The sequence below is a fragment of the Streptomyces sp. NPDC087420 genome, assembly GCF_044744165.1.
Taxonomy (GTDB): domain Bacteria; phylum Actinomycetota; class Actinomycetes; order Streptomycetales; family Streptomycetaceae; genus Streptomyces.
This window is the reverse complement of the sequence record NZ_JBIUXU010000015.1, coordinates 1-15,431: the sequence shown is the minus strand read 5'-3', so window position 1 is coordinate 15,431 and position 15,431 is coordinate 1. Positions and strand designations below refer to the sequence as shown.

At 70.1% G+C, this 15,431-nt stretch carries 6 protein-coding genes, 1 tRNA gene and 1 rRNA gene; 1 reads left to right on the top strand and 7 read right to left on the bottom strand.

Annotation, left to right across the window (positions count from 1 at the left end; translation table 11 throughout):
- Window positions 1-34: 34 nt before the first annotated feature.
- From ACIO1C_RS28900 to ACIO1C_RS28885, 4 genes are all read right to left on the bottom strand, one after another.
- Window positions 35-865 carry a helix-turn-helix domain-containing protein gene (locus ACIO1C_RS28900; protein WP_401868723.1) on the bottom strand — a complete coding sequence of 277 codons (831 nt, stop codon included), beginning with the start codon at window positions 863-865 and terminating at the stop codon, window positions 35-37.
- A gap of 267 nt (window positions 866-1,132) precedes the next feature.
- The gene (locus tag ACIO1C_RS28895) at window positions 1,133-4,021 is read right to left on the bottom strand and encodes a DNA translocase FtsK (protein ID WP_401868720.1); all 2,889 of its coding nucleotides are present in this window, start codon (window positions 4,019-4,021) and stop codon (window positions 1,133-1,135) included.
- Between the two features lie 138 nt (window positions 4,022-4,159).
- Window positions 4,160-4,828, bottom strand: coding sequence for a two-component system response regulator (locus ACIO1C_RS28890; protein ID WP_161311384.1), 669 nt, complete (start codon window positions 4,826-4,828; stop codon window positions 4,160-4,162).
- Window positions 4,829-5,105: 277 nt separating this feature from the next.
- Window positions 5,106-10,493, bottom strand: a complete 5,388-nt coding sequence (locus tag ACIO1C_RS28885; RefSeq protein WP_401869187.1) for a HAMP domain-containing protein — start codon at window positions 10,491-10,493, stop codon at window positions 5,106-5,108.
- 392 nt (window positions 10,494-10,885) lie between these two features.
- Between ACIO1C_RS28885 and ACIO1C_RS28880 the strand changes: the two genes are divergently transcribed.
- Window positions 10,886-13,537 carry a SpoIIE family protein phosphatase gene (locus ACIO1C_RS28880; RefSeq protein ID WP_401868718.1) on the top strand — a complete coding sequence of 884 codons (2,652 nt, stop codon included), beginning with the start codon at window positions 10,886-10,888 and terminating at the stop codon, window positions 13,535-13,537.
- A 79-nt stretch (window positions 13,538-13,616) separates the two neighbouring features.
- Here the strand turns inward: ACIO1C_RS28880 and ACIO1C_RS28875 are convergent, their stop codons facing one another.
- The 3 genes from ACIO1C_RS28875 to rrf form a co-directional block, all read right to left on the bottom strand.
- On the bottom strand, window positions 13,617-15,008 hold the full coding sequence (locus tag ACIO1C_RS28875; protein ID WP_401868716.1) for an FG-GAP-like repeat-containing protein: 1,392 nt from the start codon (window positions 15,006-15,008) through the stop codon (window positions 13,617-13,619).
- Between the two features lie 208 nt (window positions 15,009-15,216).
- Window positions 15,217-15,292 (bottom strand) — tRNA-Thr (locus ACIO1C_RS28870).
- 51 nt (window positions 15,293-15,343) lie between these two features.
- A 5S ribosomal RNA gene (gene rrf / locus ACIO1C_RS28865) occupies window positions 15,344-15,431 on the bottom strand; the annotation flags it as partial.

The following is a 15,431-nucleotide window of genomic DNA, read 5'->3' as shown; positions in this document are numbered from 1 at the left end:
TGTCCCGGCCGCGGCCCCTGCCGTGCAGGGTCGGTCAGCCGACCTCGGGGTCTCCCTGCGTGTACGAGAGCCGCTCGACCTGCCCGGACTCGAACGCGTCGCTGACCTTCTTGCCGTTGACGAACAGCTCGGTGGCCCCGGCGTTGCCGAGGATCAGGTCGATCTGCTCGTCGTCCTGGAAGGTCTTCGACTGACCCTTGAGGAGGAGCCCGTCGAACAGCAGTTTTCCGTTGTGCGCCTTGGCGGAGATCCAGCTCTTGTCGTCCACGGCCGACAGCCTGACGGTCACCTTGTCGCGCGGCGCCGCCGCGATGGCGCTGTCCGAGGGGACGGGCTTGGGGTCGGCGCTCTTGGTGGCCGTGGGCTTGGCGTTGGTCTTGGCGGGCTTGGGGCCCTCGGCGGCCGTCTTCGTCTTGCCGTTGTTCTCGGTGCCGTTGAACGCGGTGAAACCGACGAACCCGACCACCGCGACGATCGCGGCGACCATGGCGGCGGTCCAGTTCGGGCGGCGCCGTTCCGGCCGGATCCGTTCCGCTTCGAACAGCGGGGCCGCCGGCGTGGGCACCGGACGCCCGCCGTGGTCGGCGTCGAACCGCTCCATCAGGGGCTCGGGATCGATCCCGACCGCCTGGGCGAGCATGCGGATGTGCCCACGGGCGTAGACGTCGCCGCCGCTGCGGGAGAAGTCGTCCTGCTCGATCGCGTGCACGATGGGGATGCGCACCCGGGTCGAGCCGCTGACCTCGTCGACCGTCAGATCCGCGGCGACGCGCGCCTGCTGGAGGATCTGACCGATCGTGGGCCGGTCGTCGTGGGGGGAGGTACCGTCGGGGTCATTGCCGTCGGGAGAGTTGCCGATGGACACGGGGGCGCCTTTCGAGCGTGTAGCCACCTGCTGGACATTCAGTCTATGGGTGGTACGAAAGGGTGGGGCAACCGGGCGGATGCACTTTGTACGCCATCAGAATGGCCTCGCGGCGTCTGAGTGGCGGAGTGAGGGACATCATGCACTCCCTCACTCCAACTTGACGTGTGGCCAGGGGAAACGGTTGCGTTCCATTTCCCTCCGAAATTCACTGTGAAGCCCCACAGGGGTCCGCGAGGCGTCCTTGGAGGTCGGTACGGTCCGGCCCTACACAACAGACTCCCCGCGGATCACGGCGAGCACGCCATCCAGTTCGTCCGCCTTCACCAGGACATCGCGCGCTTTGGAACCCTCGCTGGGGCCGACGATGTTCCGAGACTCCATCAGATCCATGAGCCTGCCCGCCTTGGCAAATCCGACACGCAGTTTCCGCTGGAGCATCGAGGTCGAGCCGAACTGTGTCGACACGACCAGCTCGGCCGCCTGGCACAGCAGGTCGAGATCGTCGCCGATGTCCTCGTCGATGTCCTTCTTCTTCGCCGTGCCGACCACGACGTCCTCGCGGAAGACCGGTGCCATCTGATCCTTGCAGTGCTGGACGATCGCCGCGACCTCGTCCTCGGTCACGAAGGCGCCCTGCATACGGGTGGGCTTGTTGGCGCCCATCGGCAGGTAGAGCCCGTCCCCCTTGCCGATCAGCTTCTCGGCGCCCGGCTGGTCGAGGATGACCCGGCTGTCGGCCAGCGAGGAGGTCGAGAAGGCCAGCCGTGAGGGCACGTTCGCCTTGATCAGACCGGTCACGACGTCCACCGAGGGCCGCTGGGTGGCGAGCACCAGATGAATGCCGGCGGCGCGGGCCAGCTGGGTGATGCGGACGATGGAGTCCTCCACGTCACGCGGCGCGACCATCATCAGGTCGGCCAGCTCGTCCACGATGACCAGGAGGTACGGGTACGGCGACAGCTCGCGCTCGCTGCCCTCGGGCAGTTTGATCTTGCCCGCCCGTACCGCCGCGTTGAAGTCGTCGATGTGCCGGTAGCCGTACGCGGCGAGGTCGTCGTAGCGCAGGTCCATTTCCCGTACGACCCACTGGAGCGCCTCGGCGGCCCGCTTGGGATTGGTGATGATGGGCGTGATCAGGTGCGGGATGCCCTCGTACGCGGTCAGCTCGACGCGCTTGGGGTCTACCAGGACCATCCGGACGTCCTCGGGGGTCGCCCGGACCATGACCGACGTGATCAGGCCGTTGATGCAGGAGGACTTTCCGGAGCCGGTGGCGCCGGCGACCAGGAGGTGGGGCATCTTGGTCAGGTTCGACATCACGTAGCCGCCCTCCACGTCCTTGCCGAGCGCGACCAGCATCGGGTGGTCGTCCTCCGCGGCGTCCGCGAGGCGCAGCACGTCCCCCAGGTTGACCATCTCGCGGTCCGAGTTCGGGATCTCGATGCCGACCGCCGATTTGCCGGGGATCGGGGAGATGATCCGCACGTCGGGGCTGGCGACGGCGTAGGCGATGTTCTTGGCGAGCGCCGTGATGCGCTCGACCTTCACGGCGGGGCCGAGCTGGACCTCGTAACGGGTGACCGTCGGGCCCCGGGTGAAGCCGGTGACGGTCGCGTCGACCTTGAACTCCATGAAGACGTTCGTGAGGGAGTGGACCACGGCGTCGTTGGCGGCGCTGCGGGTCTTGCCGGGGCCGCCGCGCTCCAGCAGGTCGAGCGAGGGCAGCGCGTACGTGATGTCCCCGCGGAGCTGGAGCTGCTCGGCGCGGGGCGGCAGCGGCCGGTCCTCGGCGGGCGCGGGCTTGGTCAGGTCGGCGACGACGGGGAGCGGGCGCTGGCCCGCACGCGCCGTCGGTACGGGCACGGAGCGCTCCGCGGGCGCCTCCCCCTCGGCGGTGTCCGGGGAGCCGTCCCGCGGGCCGCCCTGAGCGTCCTGGCCATCCTGCCCGTCGTGTACGCCGTGACCGTCCCGCGCGTCCTCCTCCGACCGCTCCCCGCGCCGGCGTGAACCGGTCACCGAGACGCCCTGGGTGAGGTCCGCGACGACCGGCGAGGGCGGCATCCCGTTGAGGACGGCTCCGTCCAGCGCCGCGGCCGCGGCGGCCGCCACGTCGACGGCGTCCATGGGCCGGCCCAGTCCGTTCTCCCCCGCGCCCCGGCGACGTCGGCGGCGCGAGAGCGCCTCGGCCTCGGCCCGGTGCGGATCGTGCGCGACCGGCGCGCCCCGGCGTGCGCCCGCCCCGCGTGCGCCGGGCGGCAGCGCCTCGCGCCACTGGTCCTCGTACCGCTCGTCGTCCTCGTACTCCCCCTCACCGAGGTCGTCCACCGCCGCCGGGGGCGGCGGGCCTACGATCCCCAGCCGGGCGCCGAGCAGCCGCAGCCGCTGCGGGATGGCGTTGACCGGGGTGGCGGTGACGACCAGCAGGCCGAACACGGTGAGCAGCAGGAGCAGCGGTACGGCGAGGACCTCGCCCATGGTGAAGATCAGCGGCTTGGAGGCGGCCCAGCCGATGAGGCCGCCCGCGTCCTGCATCGCCTCGGTGCCCTCGCCGCGGCCCGGCGCGCCACAGGCGATGTGGACAAGACCGAGCACGCCGAGGACCAGCGCGGACAGCCCGATGACGATCCGTCCGTTGGCCTCGGGCCGCTCCGGGTACAGGATCAGCCGCACGGCGACGGCGCCCAGCAGTATCGGCACGAGCAGGTCCAGGCGGCCGAAGGCGCCGGTGACCAGCATCTCGACCAGGTCGCCGACCGGCCCTTGCAGGTTCGACCACGTGCCGGCCGCGATGACGAGGGAGATGCCGAGGAGCAGCAGCGCCACCCCGTCCTTGCGATGGGCCGGGTCGAGCCCCTTCGCGCCCCGCCCTATGCCGCGGAAGACCGCCCCCACCCCGTGGGCCATGCCGAGCCAGAGGGACCGTACGAGCCAGAACACGCCCCCGGTGGGGGACGGCGCGGGTTTTGGTACGGGCCGGACGGCCGCCTTCTTGGCGGGGGCCTTCTTGGCCGGTGCCTTCTTGGGGGGCGGGGGCTTCTTCGCCGCCGTCTTCTTCGCGGGCGCCGCCTTCGCGGCGCCGGTCGTACGGCCGGCGCGCGGCTTCGCGGTGCCCGCCGTGTCCTGGGAGCCCTTGCCGGACGTACGTGAGGCCATGGTGGTGAGGTTACCGGTGTGGACGCCCGCGGACACGTGTGCCCACCGCTTCACCCGATCGTGTCGGCCGGGCCGCGAGAGCAGGGCCGTACCGGATCTGACACGCCCTCAGCCGGCGTACGAACCGGACGGCGCAGGTCAGTTCTGTGAGGGGAGGGCGGCGGGACCGCTTCCGGCGCCGGGCTCCAGCGCGTCCAGCGCCCGCCGCAGGCCGGTGAGTTTGCGCTCCAGGTGCGCTGCCGTCGCCACGGCGGACGCGTCGGCCGAGTCGTCGTCCAGCTGCTTGGAGAGCGCCTCCGCCTGCTCCTCGACGGCGGCGAGCCGCGCGGACAGTTCGGCCAGCACCCCGCCGGGCTCCCTGACCTCGCCCGCCCCGGCGAGCTGCCGCCTGAGCAGCTCGGCCTGCTCCTTCAACTGGCAGTTCTTCATGTACAGCTCGACGAACACGGACACCTTGGCGCGCAGCACCCAGGGGTCGAACGGCTTCGAGATGTAGTCCACCGCGCCCGCCGCGTACCCCCGGAAGGTGTGGTGCGGGCCGTGGTTGATCGCCGTGAGGAAGATGATCGGGATGTCCCTGGTCCGCTCCCGGCGCTTGATGTGCGCGGCGGTCTCGAACCCGTCCATCCCCGGCATCTGGACATCCAGCAGAATGACCGCGAAGTCGTCCGTCAGAAGCGCCTTGAGCGCTTCCTCCCCTGACGATGCCCGCACCAGCGTCTGATCGAGCGCGGAGAGAATGGCCTCCAGCGCCAGCAGATTCTCCGGCCGGTCATCGACCAGGAGGATCTTGGCCTTCTGCACCATGGCCGCCCGCCCTCCTCGCCCCGGCATGGGGCGTCCCCTGCTCGTGGAGCTCGGAACGGCACCGGGCGCCGTCCCAGGGGACGTCTCCGCTACGCCGTCCGTCCTTGTGCCGGTCATGGTAGCCGCACCCCGCCCGTCGCCACACCCTGTCACCGTGATGTCACTGTGCACGAAACTGAAACGTCGCGAGAGACCAGAAGGTTCCCCGCATAGTGCGCCCTCACACGCCCTCGGGCACAGTCGCTCCGTACATCCTGGCGAATCGTGCACACATTGATCACTTGTTGTGCATCCACTGATCCATCACCGACAGCAGATGGTCCGGGTCGACCGGCTTCGTCACATAGTCGGAGGCACCGGATTCGATGGCCTTCTCCCGGTCGCCCTTCATGGCCTTGGCCGTGAGCGCGATGATCGGCAGACCGGCGAACTGGGGCATCCTGCGGATCGCCGTCGTCGTCGCGTACCCGTCCATCTCGGGCATCATGATGTCCATCAGAACGACCGTCACGTCGTCGTGCTGCTCCAGGACTTCGATGCCCTCCCGGCCGTTCTCCGCGTACAGCACCGTCAGCCCGTGCTGCTCCAACACGCTGGTCAGCGCGAAGACGTTACGGATGTCGTCATCCACGATCAGCACCTTCTCGTGCGTGAAGGCGAACGCGCGGCGCGGCTGTGGCGCCTCCTGCCGGCCCGTACCGGCCGCTCCCGAGGCCCAGGTCTCCGCCCGGCCGATCGGCACCCCCGAGGGCGCCGGGTAGCTCTGTCCGGTCGCGCGGCCCTGCGCCTCCTCCTCCGCGTTCTTGCGTCGGCGGCGGAACAGCGCCGCGGGCCCCGACATGTCCGGGGACAGCGGGCCGCTGTCGGGGCGCACCATCCCGACCGTCTCCGCCGCGGCGGACGCGATCGAGACCGGCGTCGACTGCGGGTCCATGCCCGCCGGAGTCAGCTGCGGATAGCCCTGCGGGGGCAGTTCGCTGGGGTGCAGCGGCAGGTACAGCGTGAACGTCGAGCCGCGCCCCGGCTCGCTCGCCGCGTGGATCTCCCCGCCCAGCAGCCGCGCGATCTCCCGGCTGATGGACAGACCGAGGCCCGTACCCCCGTACTTGCGGCTGGTCGTCCCGTCCGCCTGCTTGAACGCCTCGAAGATCACCCGCATCTTGCCCGCCGCGATCCCGATCCCGGTGTCCGTGACGGAGAACGCGATCAGGTCCCCGTCGGCGTCCCGCAGCGAACCGGCCTCCAGCAGCTGCTCCCTGATGGCGTCCGGCACGTCAGAACCGGCCGGCCGGATCACCAGCTCCACGGCGCCGCTGTCGGTGAACTTCACCGCGTTGGACAGCAGGTTGCGCAGCACCTGCAACAGCCGCTGCTCGTCGGTGTGCAGCGTGGCCGGCAGCTCCGGCGACACCCGTACGGAGAAGTCGAGGCCCTTCTCCGCGGTGAGCGGCCGGAAGGTCGCCTCCACGTAGTCGACCAGCTGGACCAGCGCGATCCGGGTCGGGCTGACGTCCATCTTGCCCGCCTCGACCTTCGACAGGTCGAGGATGTCGTTGATCAGCTGGAGCAGGTCGGACCCCGCGCCGTGGATCGTCTCCGCGAACTCCACCTGCTTCGGCGACAGGTTCGTCTCCGCGTTGTCGGCGAGCAGCTTGGCGAGAATGAGCAGCGAGTTGAGCGGGGTACGCAGCTCGTGCGACATGTTCGCCAGGAACTCGGACTTGTAGCGCATCGAGACGGCGAGCTGTTCGGCCCGCTCCTCCAGCACCTGCCTGGCCTCTTCGATCTCGGTGTTCTTCACCTCGATGTCGCGGTTCTGCCGGGCCAGCAGCTCGGCCTTCTCCTCCAGCTCCGCGTTGGACTCCTGGAGCGCCTTCTGCCGGTTCTCCAGCTCCGCCGACCGCTCCCGCAGCTGCTCCGTCAGCTCCTGCGACTGCTTGAGGAGCACCTCGGTCTTGGAGTTGACGCTGATGGTGTTGACGCTCGTCGCGATCATCTCGGCGATCTGGTTCAGGAAGTCCCGCTGGATCTGGGTGAACGGCTGGAACGACGCCAGCTCGATCACGCCGAGGACCTTCCCCTCGAAGAGCACCGGCAGCACGATCACATGCGCCGGCGACGCCTCGCCCAGCCCGGACGAGATCTTGAGATAGCCCGGCGGCACGTTGACCTGGATCGTGCGCTTCTCCTCGGCGGCCGTGCCGATGAGCGTCTCGCCCGGCCGGAAGGCCGTGGGCATCGCGCCCGCCGAGTAGCCGTAACTGCCGCGCATGCACAGCTCGTACGAACTGTCCCTGCCGGCCTCCGACCCCACCTGGGGAGCCCCGCCGGTCTGCATCGCGAGGAAGAACGCGCCGTGCTGCGCCGAGACGGCGGGGGTCAGCTCGCTCATGATCAGCGAGGCCACGTCCTCCAGGTCGCGGCGGCCCTGCATCAGGCCTGAGATCCGGGCGAGGTTGCCCTTGAGCCAGTCCTGTTCCTCGTTGGCGAGGGTGGTGTCGCGGAGGTTCGCGATCATCGTGTTGATGTTGTCCTGGAGGACCTGGATCTCGCCCGCCGCGTCCACGTCGATCTTGAGGCTGAGGTCGCCTCGGGTCACCGCCGTGGCCACCCCGGCGATCGCCCGCACCTGACGCGTCAGGTTCCCGGCCATCTCGTTCACCGACTCGGTGAGGTCACGCCAGGTGCCGTCGACGTCCCGCACCCGGGCCTGGCCGCCCAACTGCCCGTCCGTCCCCACCTCGCGGGCCACCCGCGTCACCTGGTCGGCGAACGACGACAGCTGGTCGACCATCGTGTTGATCGTGTTCTTCAGCTCCAGGATCTCGCCCCGGGCGTCGATGTCGATCTTCTTGGTGAGATCGCCCTTGGCGATGGCGGTGGTGACCGTGGCGATCTGCCGCACCTGGCCGGTCAGGTTGTCGGCCATCGAGTTCACCGACTCGGTCAGGTCCTTCCACGTACCGGAGACGCCCGGCACCCTCGCCTGGCCGCCCAGCTCACCCTCCGTACCCACCTCACGGGCGACGCGGGTCACCTCGTCGGCGAAGGACGACAGGGTCGTCACCATCGTGTTGACGGTGTCGGCCAGCTCGGCGACCTCGCCGCGCGCCTCGACCGTCACCTTCTTCGTCAGGTCACCGTTGGCGACCGCCGAGGAGACCCGGGAGATGTTCCGCACCTGACTGGTCAGGTTGTTGGCCATCGTGTTGACGTTGTCGCTGAGGTCCTTCCAGATCCCGGTGACCCCCCGCACCCGGGCCTGGCCGCCGAGGATGCCCTCCGTACCCACCTCACGGGCGACCCGGGTGACCTCGTCCGCGAAGTTCAGCAGCTGGTCGACCATCGTGTTGACGGTCGTGACCAGGTCGAGGATCTCGCCCTTCGCGTCGACGGTGATCTTCTTCGACAGATCGCCCTTGGCGACCGCCGTCGTGACCTCGGCGATGTTGCGCACCTGCGAGGTCAGGTTGTTCGCCATGAAGTTGACGGACTGGGTGAGGTCCTTCCACGTACCCGACACGCCCTGGACCTCGGCCTGGCCGCCCAGCATGCCCTCGGTGCCCACCTCGCGGGCCACCCGCGTGACCTGCTCGGCAAAGTTCGACAGCTGGTCCACCATCGTGTTGAGGGTGTTCTTCAGCTCCAGGATCTCGCCGCGCGCGTCCACGTCGATCTTCTGCGACAGGTCACCGCGCGCGACCGCCGTGGCGACCTGCGCGATGTTGCGGACCTGGGCGGTCAGGTTCCCCGCCATCCCGTTCACGGAGTCCGTCAGATCGCGCCACACCCCGGCGACACCCGGCACCTGTGCCTGGCCGCCGAGCCGGCCGTCCGTACCCACCTCGCGGGCGACCCGTGTCACCTGCTCCGCGAAGGCCGACAGCTGGTCGACCATCGTGTTGATGGTGTTCTTGAGCTCCAGGATCTCGCCGCGCGCGTCCACGTCGATCTTCTGCGACAGGTCGCCCCGCGCCACCGCCGTGGTCACCTGCGCGATCTGGCGCACCTGGTCGGTCAGGTTCCCGGCCATGAAGTTGACGGAGTCCGTCAACTCCTTCCACGTACCGCTGACGCCGTCCACCCGCGCCTGGCCGCCGAGGCGGCCCTCCGTGCCCACGTCCCGCGCCATCCGCGTCACCTGGTCGGCGAACGAGGACAGCTGCGACACCATCGTGTTCACGGTGTTCTTCAGTTCGAGCATCTCGCCGGCCACGTTGACCGTGACCTTCTGGGACAGGTCACCGTTGGCGACCGCCGTCGTCACCTGCGCGATGTCCCGCACCTGGCCGGTGAGGTTACGGAACGCGGTGTTCACCGAGTCCGTGAGGTCCTTCCACGTCCCGGCCGCACCGGGCACCTCGGCCTGGCCGCCGAGACGGCCCTCGACCCCGACCTCCCGCGCGACCCGCGTGACCTCGGAACCGAACGACTGGAGCTGGTCGACCATCGTGTTGACGGTGTTCTTCAGCTCCAGCATCTCGCCCGCGACATCGACGGTGACCTTCTGCGACAGGTCACCGTTCGCCACCGCCGTCGTCACCTGGGCGATGTCCCGCACCTGCGTCGTCAGGTTCCGGAAGACCGTGTTGACCGAGTCCGTCAGGTCCTTCCACGTCCCCGCGGCCCCCGGCACCTGCGCCTGGCCGCCCAACACGCCCGAGGCACCGACCTCGCTCGCCACCCGCGTCACTTCGTCCGCGAACGTACGGAGCGTCTCGGTCATCTGGTTGATCGTCTCGGCGAGCTGCGCCACCTCACCACGCGCGCTCACCGTCACCTTCTGCGACAGATCACCGTTGGCGACCGCCGTGGTGACCTCGGCGATGCCCCGCACCTGGTTGGTCAGGTTCCCCGCCATCGTGTTCACCGAGTCGGTGAGGTCCTTCCAGACCCCCGCCACCCCCGGCACGGTCGCCTGACCGCCCAGCTCACCCTCGGTGCCGACCTCCCGTGCCACGCGTGTGACCTCGGAGGAGAACGACGACAGCTGGTCCACCATCGTGTTGACGGTGTTCTTCAGCTGGAGCATCTCGCCCGCCACGTGCACCGTGACCTTGCGGGACAGATCCCCCTTGGCCACCGCCGTCGTGACGAGAGCAATGTCACGCACCTGCGCGGTCAAGCGGTACGCCATCGTGTTGACGGAATCCGTGAGGTCCTTCCAGGACCCGGACATACCGCGCACCTTGGCCTGACCGCCGAGCTTGCCCTCCGTACCGACCTCCAGCGCCACCCGCGTCACCTCGTCGGTGAACGCGGACAGCTGGTCGACCAGGTTGTTGACCGTACGGGCCACCTTGAGGAACTCGCCGCGCAGCGGCCGCTCCGCCCCGTCCTCGGACTGCGAGCGCAGCTCCATGCGCTGCTCCAGGTCACCCTCGGCCACCGCCGACAGCACCCGGCCCACCTCGGACACGGGCCGCGCCAGATCGTCCACCAGCGCGTTCGACGCGTCGATGGCCGTCGCCCAGGACCCCTCACAGGCCCCGGTCTCCAGGCGTTCCGTGAGCTTTCCCTCACGTCCCACCATGCGCCGCACCCGCGCCAGCTCACCGGTCAGATGCAGATTCCGGTCCGCGACCTCGTTGAAGACGGCGGCGATCTCCGCCATCTCGTCGTCACCGGAGACCGTCAGCCTCTTACGGAAGTTGCCGTCACGCATCGCCACCAGGGCGGCCAGCAGTCTGTTCAGCTCCGCCGAGTCCACCTCGGTGGCCCCGTTGTTCCGGGACCGTCCGCCTTTTGCGCGCGTGTTCACGCCACGCGCCGCCACGCCAGACTCCACCGTGTCCCTCCCGCAGGGTTCGAACGTACTGCCCGGGCCGTCTCCAAGAGCCTGCCCAGTGTTTCACCCCGGCCCAACCAGGCCATAACAGATCGGCAGCTTCGCATAGGGTCCCCGCAACCGGGGGACGGAAACAGTTGCAACCGGCATCCGCTCGGACCGTGAAGGTAAGTAACCTGGCATCCGGCTGTCCAACCGCCCCGGTCCGCCCGGCGGGGGTGGTGTGGCGAAGGTACTACCACCGGGCACCTGGAGGGGCGGGGCCGATCATGGCGGAGCCGGGTATCGACACGCGTACGAGGAGTTCTGTGATCACCGCCCGGGCGGCTGCCACCTTCGAACCTGTCGGGCGGTCCGTCGCGACCGCCCGCGCCTTTGTCCGCGACACGCTCCAGGGCTGGGGATACTCCGACGTCGTGGACGACGCCGTCGTTCTCACCAGCGAACTCGTCACCAACGCCGTGGTCCATGCCGGTACCTCCGCCGATGTCCTCTGCCTCCGTACGGAAGACGGGGTCCGCGTCGAGGTCGCCGACCGCTACCCCGAGCGCGAGGTGCCCATACAGGGCACAGGACACGCGTTCGCCAGCCCCGACAGCGAGAACGGCCGGGGACTGCTCCTCTGCGCGGCCCTCGCCTCCCGCTGGGGCGTCGAATACACGCCCACGTACAAACAGGTCTGGTTCCAGCTCGACCTTCCCGAACGCGCGATCGGCACCCGCTCCGCCGGCCCCGTCCTCCCCACCAGCATGCTCCCCGTCGCCGACGAACGCGTACGGGTCGCCGTCATCCAGATCGACGCCACGGGCACCGTCGCCGGCTGGAACGAGGACGCCGAACATCTCTTCGGGCACCCGGCGGAGAAAGTCGTCGGCAAACCCCTCACCGACTTCGCGGCCTGGCCGCACACCCCCGGCCTCGGCACCGGCATCGCAGAAGCGCTCCAGCTCTCCCGCTGGGAGGGCAGCTACGGCATGCGCGTCGCCGACGGCCGGGTGATCGCCGTCTACGCCTCCCACCTCAGGGTCCGCGACACCCACGGCGAACCGTCCACCGTCTGCCTCCTCGTACGGGACCACGAACGCGCGGTCATCCAGACGCCGCCGCGCGCCCCCTCCACGGAGGTGGGCTCCGAGAACCGCGCCGCCGACCCCTTCGAGGTCTTCATCGGCTCCCCCGCCCCCGACGACCTCGACGGCCTCCTCCAGCGCACCGTCGAACGCGCCCGCGACATGCTCGACGGCGACTCCGCCTTCCTCCTGCTCGCCACCGACGACGAGACGGAACTGGAAGTACGGGCCAGCACCGGCCTCCCCTCCGCCCGCCAGCGCTTCGCCCGCGTCCCCGTGGAGGCCGGCACGGGCCGGTACGGCTCCGCGCGCATGCCGGCCGTCCACGAGGACCTCATCGCCGTCCCCGGGGCCGTCCCGCTCCTCGGCGGCACCGGCATGCGCTCCGTCGTCACCGTCCCCCTCAAGGTCGAGGGCCGCCTCACCGGCTCCCTCGGCGTCGCCGCCGAAGCGGCGGGCCGCTACTCGAACGAAGAGGCACTGCGGCTCCAGTTCGCCGCCGACCGCATCGCGCTGGCCGTCGAATCCGCCCGCCTCGGCGAGCTGGAACGCCTCCGCCGAGGCTCCCTGTCGTTCCTCGTCGAAGCCTCCGACCTGCTCGCCGGCACCCTGGACCGCGACCAGACCCTGGCCCTCATGGCCCAGATGACCGTCCCCACCCTCGCCACCTGGTGCGCCGTCTACACCATCGCCGACCAGTCCTCGGACCCGTACCTCTCGTACGTCCTGCACGAGGACGAGGAGCGCATCGACGGCCTCAAGGCCCTCCTCGCCAAGATCGACCCGCCGGAACCGGTCCCCACCCCCGGCGCCCGCATCTGGACCGCCCCCGCCGCCGCGGCCCACGAAGCGGCGCTCCGCACCTCCATGCGGGAGCTGGGCGGCGGCTCCGCGCCGGTCTCCTCCGGCATCGGTACGACCCTGGCGACCGCGGCCGCCGTCGGCGGCGAGACCGTGGTCCTGCCCCTGGTGGCCCGCAACCGCGTCATCGGCATGCTGACCCTCGGCAAGCCCTCCGACGACCACTTCCGCCAGGAGATCCTCGAACTCGCGGAAGACCTCTCCCGCCGGGCCGCCCTCGCCCTCGACAACGCCCGCCTCTACTCCGAGCGCACCGCGATCAGCCAGGCCCTGCAACGCAGCCTGCTGCCCCCGGGCCTCCCCCAGATCCCGGGCGTCGAGGTCGAGGTCATCTACCGCGCGGCGGGCGAGGGCAACGAGGTGGGCGGCGACTTCTACGACCTGTTCCCCATCCGCGACGGCGCGTACGGCTTCGCCATCGGCGACGTCTGCGGTACGGGCCCCGAGGCCGCCGCCGTCACCGGCCTCGCCCGCCACGCCCTGCGCCTGCTGGCCCGCGAGGGCTTCGCGGGACCCGCCGTCCTGGAACGGCTGAACACCGCGATCCTCGACGAGGGCGCCCGCAGCCGCTTCCTCACCCTGCTCTACGGGGAGTTGTGGCCCCAGGAGGACGGCAGCGCGGTCCTCAAGATCGTCTGCGCCGGCCACCCCCTCCCGCTGCGCCTGCGGCCCGACGGCACGGTCGAACCGGCGGCGGAACCGCAGCCGTTGCTGGGTGTCATGGAGGATCTGGAGCTGTACGAACAGGTGATCACCCTCGATCCGGGCGACGTCCTGCTCTGTGTCACGGACGGCGTCACCGAACGCCGCGAAGGCACGAGGATGTTGGGCGACGACGGCCTGGCGGACGTCCTGGCCACCTGTACGGGACTCACGGCGGGCGCGGTCGCGTCCCGCATCCTGCGCGCGGTGGAGCGTTTCGCGGCGGAACCGGCCTCGGACGACATGGCGATCCTCACCCTCCGCATCCCCGAACCGCACCTCGCCTAGGACGTGTTCGGCCCGGCCGCAGGTGTGATGACCTGCGGCCGGGCAGTTCCCCTCATGAAGCGCGGAGATGACGCGGGCTTCAGTGGTGGAACGCGGAACCGAAACGGGCGCCGGTGATCGGCGCGGCGAGTGTGCCAGGTCCGAAGGTCACGGAACCGGTCGCGGTGAGACCGGCGGCGGTGCCGGGGAAGACCCAGACGGACCCGTTGCCGCTGTTCTCCGCGGGCGCCCCGACAGCGACGTACCCACCGACGACGGTGGTACGGCTGCCGAACCGGTCACCGTTCTCGGCCGTGCCGGGCACCCCGGCCGTGTCCTGGCTGAACGACTGGGCGCCGGTGCCGGTGACCCCGGCCGCGCTTCCCCGCAGGACGGTGAAGTTGCCCGCGTCGGTCACCTCGCCCAGGTCCTCGCCGGGGACACCCGCGACGACGTCCGCGTAACCGTCGCCGGTGACATCGCCGACGGAGACGTCGGTTCCGAAGCGGTCGCCGCTCTCTCCCGTCCCGGGGACATCGGCGGTGTCCTGGCCGATCAGGGTGGCGCGCGGCGCGAGTCCGCTCGCCGTGCCCCGGACGACACCCACCAGACCGCCGCCCGGCGCCGTGCTGCGGCCGAAGACGACGTCCTGCCGACCGTCGCCGTCGATGTCGCCGAGGGCGATGCTGTCCACGGACACGGTATCGGGGGAAGCGATGAACGCCCCTGCGACCAGGCCGTTCTCCGTGCCCTTGAACAGCCGCAGCCGGGGCGGCGGGATCGTCCCTCCATCGTCCGAGTCCCAGGAACCGCTGCTGACCACGAGGTCGGTCGTACCGTCGCCGTCGACGTCACCGGCTTCCATCGCGTACACGGGGACGTCGACGTCGACGAGGGGTCCGGTGCGGGCCGCGCCGCCGTCGCGGGTGAAGGGCCCGTACCGCGTCTGATAGGCCGTCGCCAGGTCCAGGTGCCCGTCCCCGTCGAAGTCTCCGGCCCGGGTCTCCGCCCGGCCCTGGCCGACGTTGGCGGCGGTGGCGAGCCCGCCCACGCCTCCCCACAGGACGGTGTGCAGCCCGGCGTCCGGCGTACTGCCGATGTCCTCGCCCGGGGTGCCGACGACCAGGTCGGTGTACCCGTCGCCGTCCAGGTCGGCCGCCGTGACGTGGGTGCCGAAGCCGTCGCCCGCCTCCGAGGTGCCGGGGATCGCGTAGCGGTCCTGGCTGATGATCTGTCGCTTGACGCCGTCGGGGCCGTCGGCCATGCCGTACACGACGGCGATGTACCCGGCGCCGGCCCGGCCGTTGACGGTGCCACCCGGGGCGGCGATCGCCACGTCGGGATATCCGTCACCGTCGAAGTCGGCCCGCGTGGACACCGAGGCGTCGAGGGCCCGGGCGCCGGCGGGGGCGTCTTCGGCGTAGGACACCGCCGGGGCGGCCCCCGTCACGGCGATCACGACGGCGGCAACAGCGGCGGCTGACGTGTGCAATCTATGGGAGGACAAGGCAAACCCCTTGGGATGGCGAGCGGTTGGCCGCGATTCTCACGCGCTCGGCAACCATCAAGACCCGCACCGGGCATCAAGGGTTGTACGCCGTCCGGCCACCTCACGTTCACCTGGGCCCAGCCGGCCGCCCTCACCGCGGGCAAAACGCAAGAAGGCCCCCGCCAGAGGCGGGGGCCTTCTTGTCAAACTATGGAGCCCCAATGCGGAATCGAACCGCAGACCTTCTCCTTACCATGGAGACGCTCTACCGACTGAGCTATTGGGGCTTGAGGAATGCCCCACACCTATAAGGGTGCAGGGCATTCCCACTAAAGATTGTTCGGCGGCGTCCTACTCTCCCACAGGGTCCCCCCTGCAGTACCATCGGCGCTACGAGGCTTAGCTTCCGGGTTCGGAATGTAACCG

Excerpts from the sequence above, each read along its gene's own strand:
- ACIO1C_RS28895 (WP_401868720.1), bottom strand. The coding sequence starts at position 4,021 with ATGGCCTCACGTACGTCCGGCAAGGGCTCCCAGGACACGGCGGGCACC.
- ACIO1C_RS28890 (WP_161311384.1), bottom strand. The coding sequence starts at position 4,828 with ATGGTGCAGAAGGCCAAGATCCTCCTGGTCGATGACCGGCCGGAGAAT.
- ACIO1C_RS28885 (WP_401869187.1), bottom strand. The coding sequence starts at position 10,493 with ATGCGTGACGGCAACTTCCGTAAGAGGCTGACGGTCTCCGGTGACGAC.
- ACIO1C_RS28880 (WP_401868718.1), top strand. The coding sequence starts at position 10,886 with ATGGCGGAGCCGGGTATCGACACGCGTACGAGGAGTTCTGTGATCACC.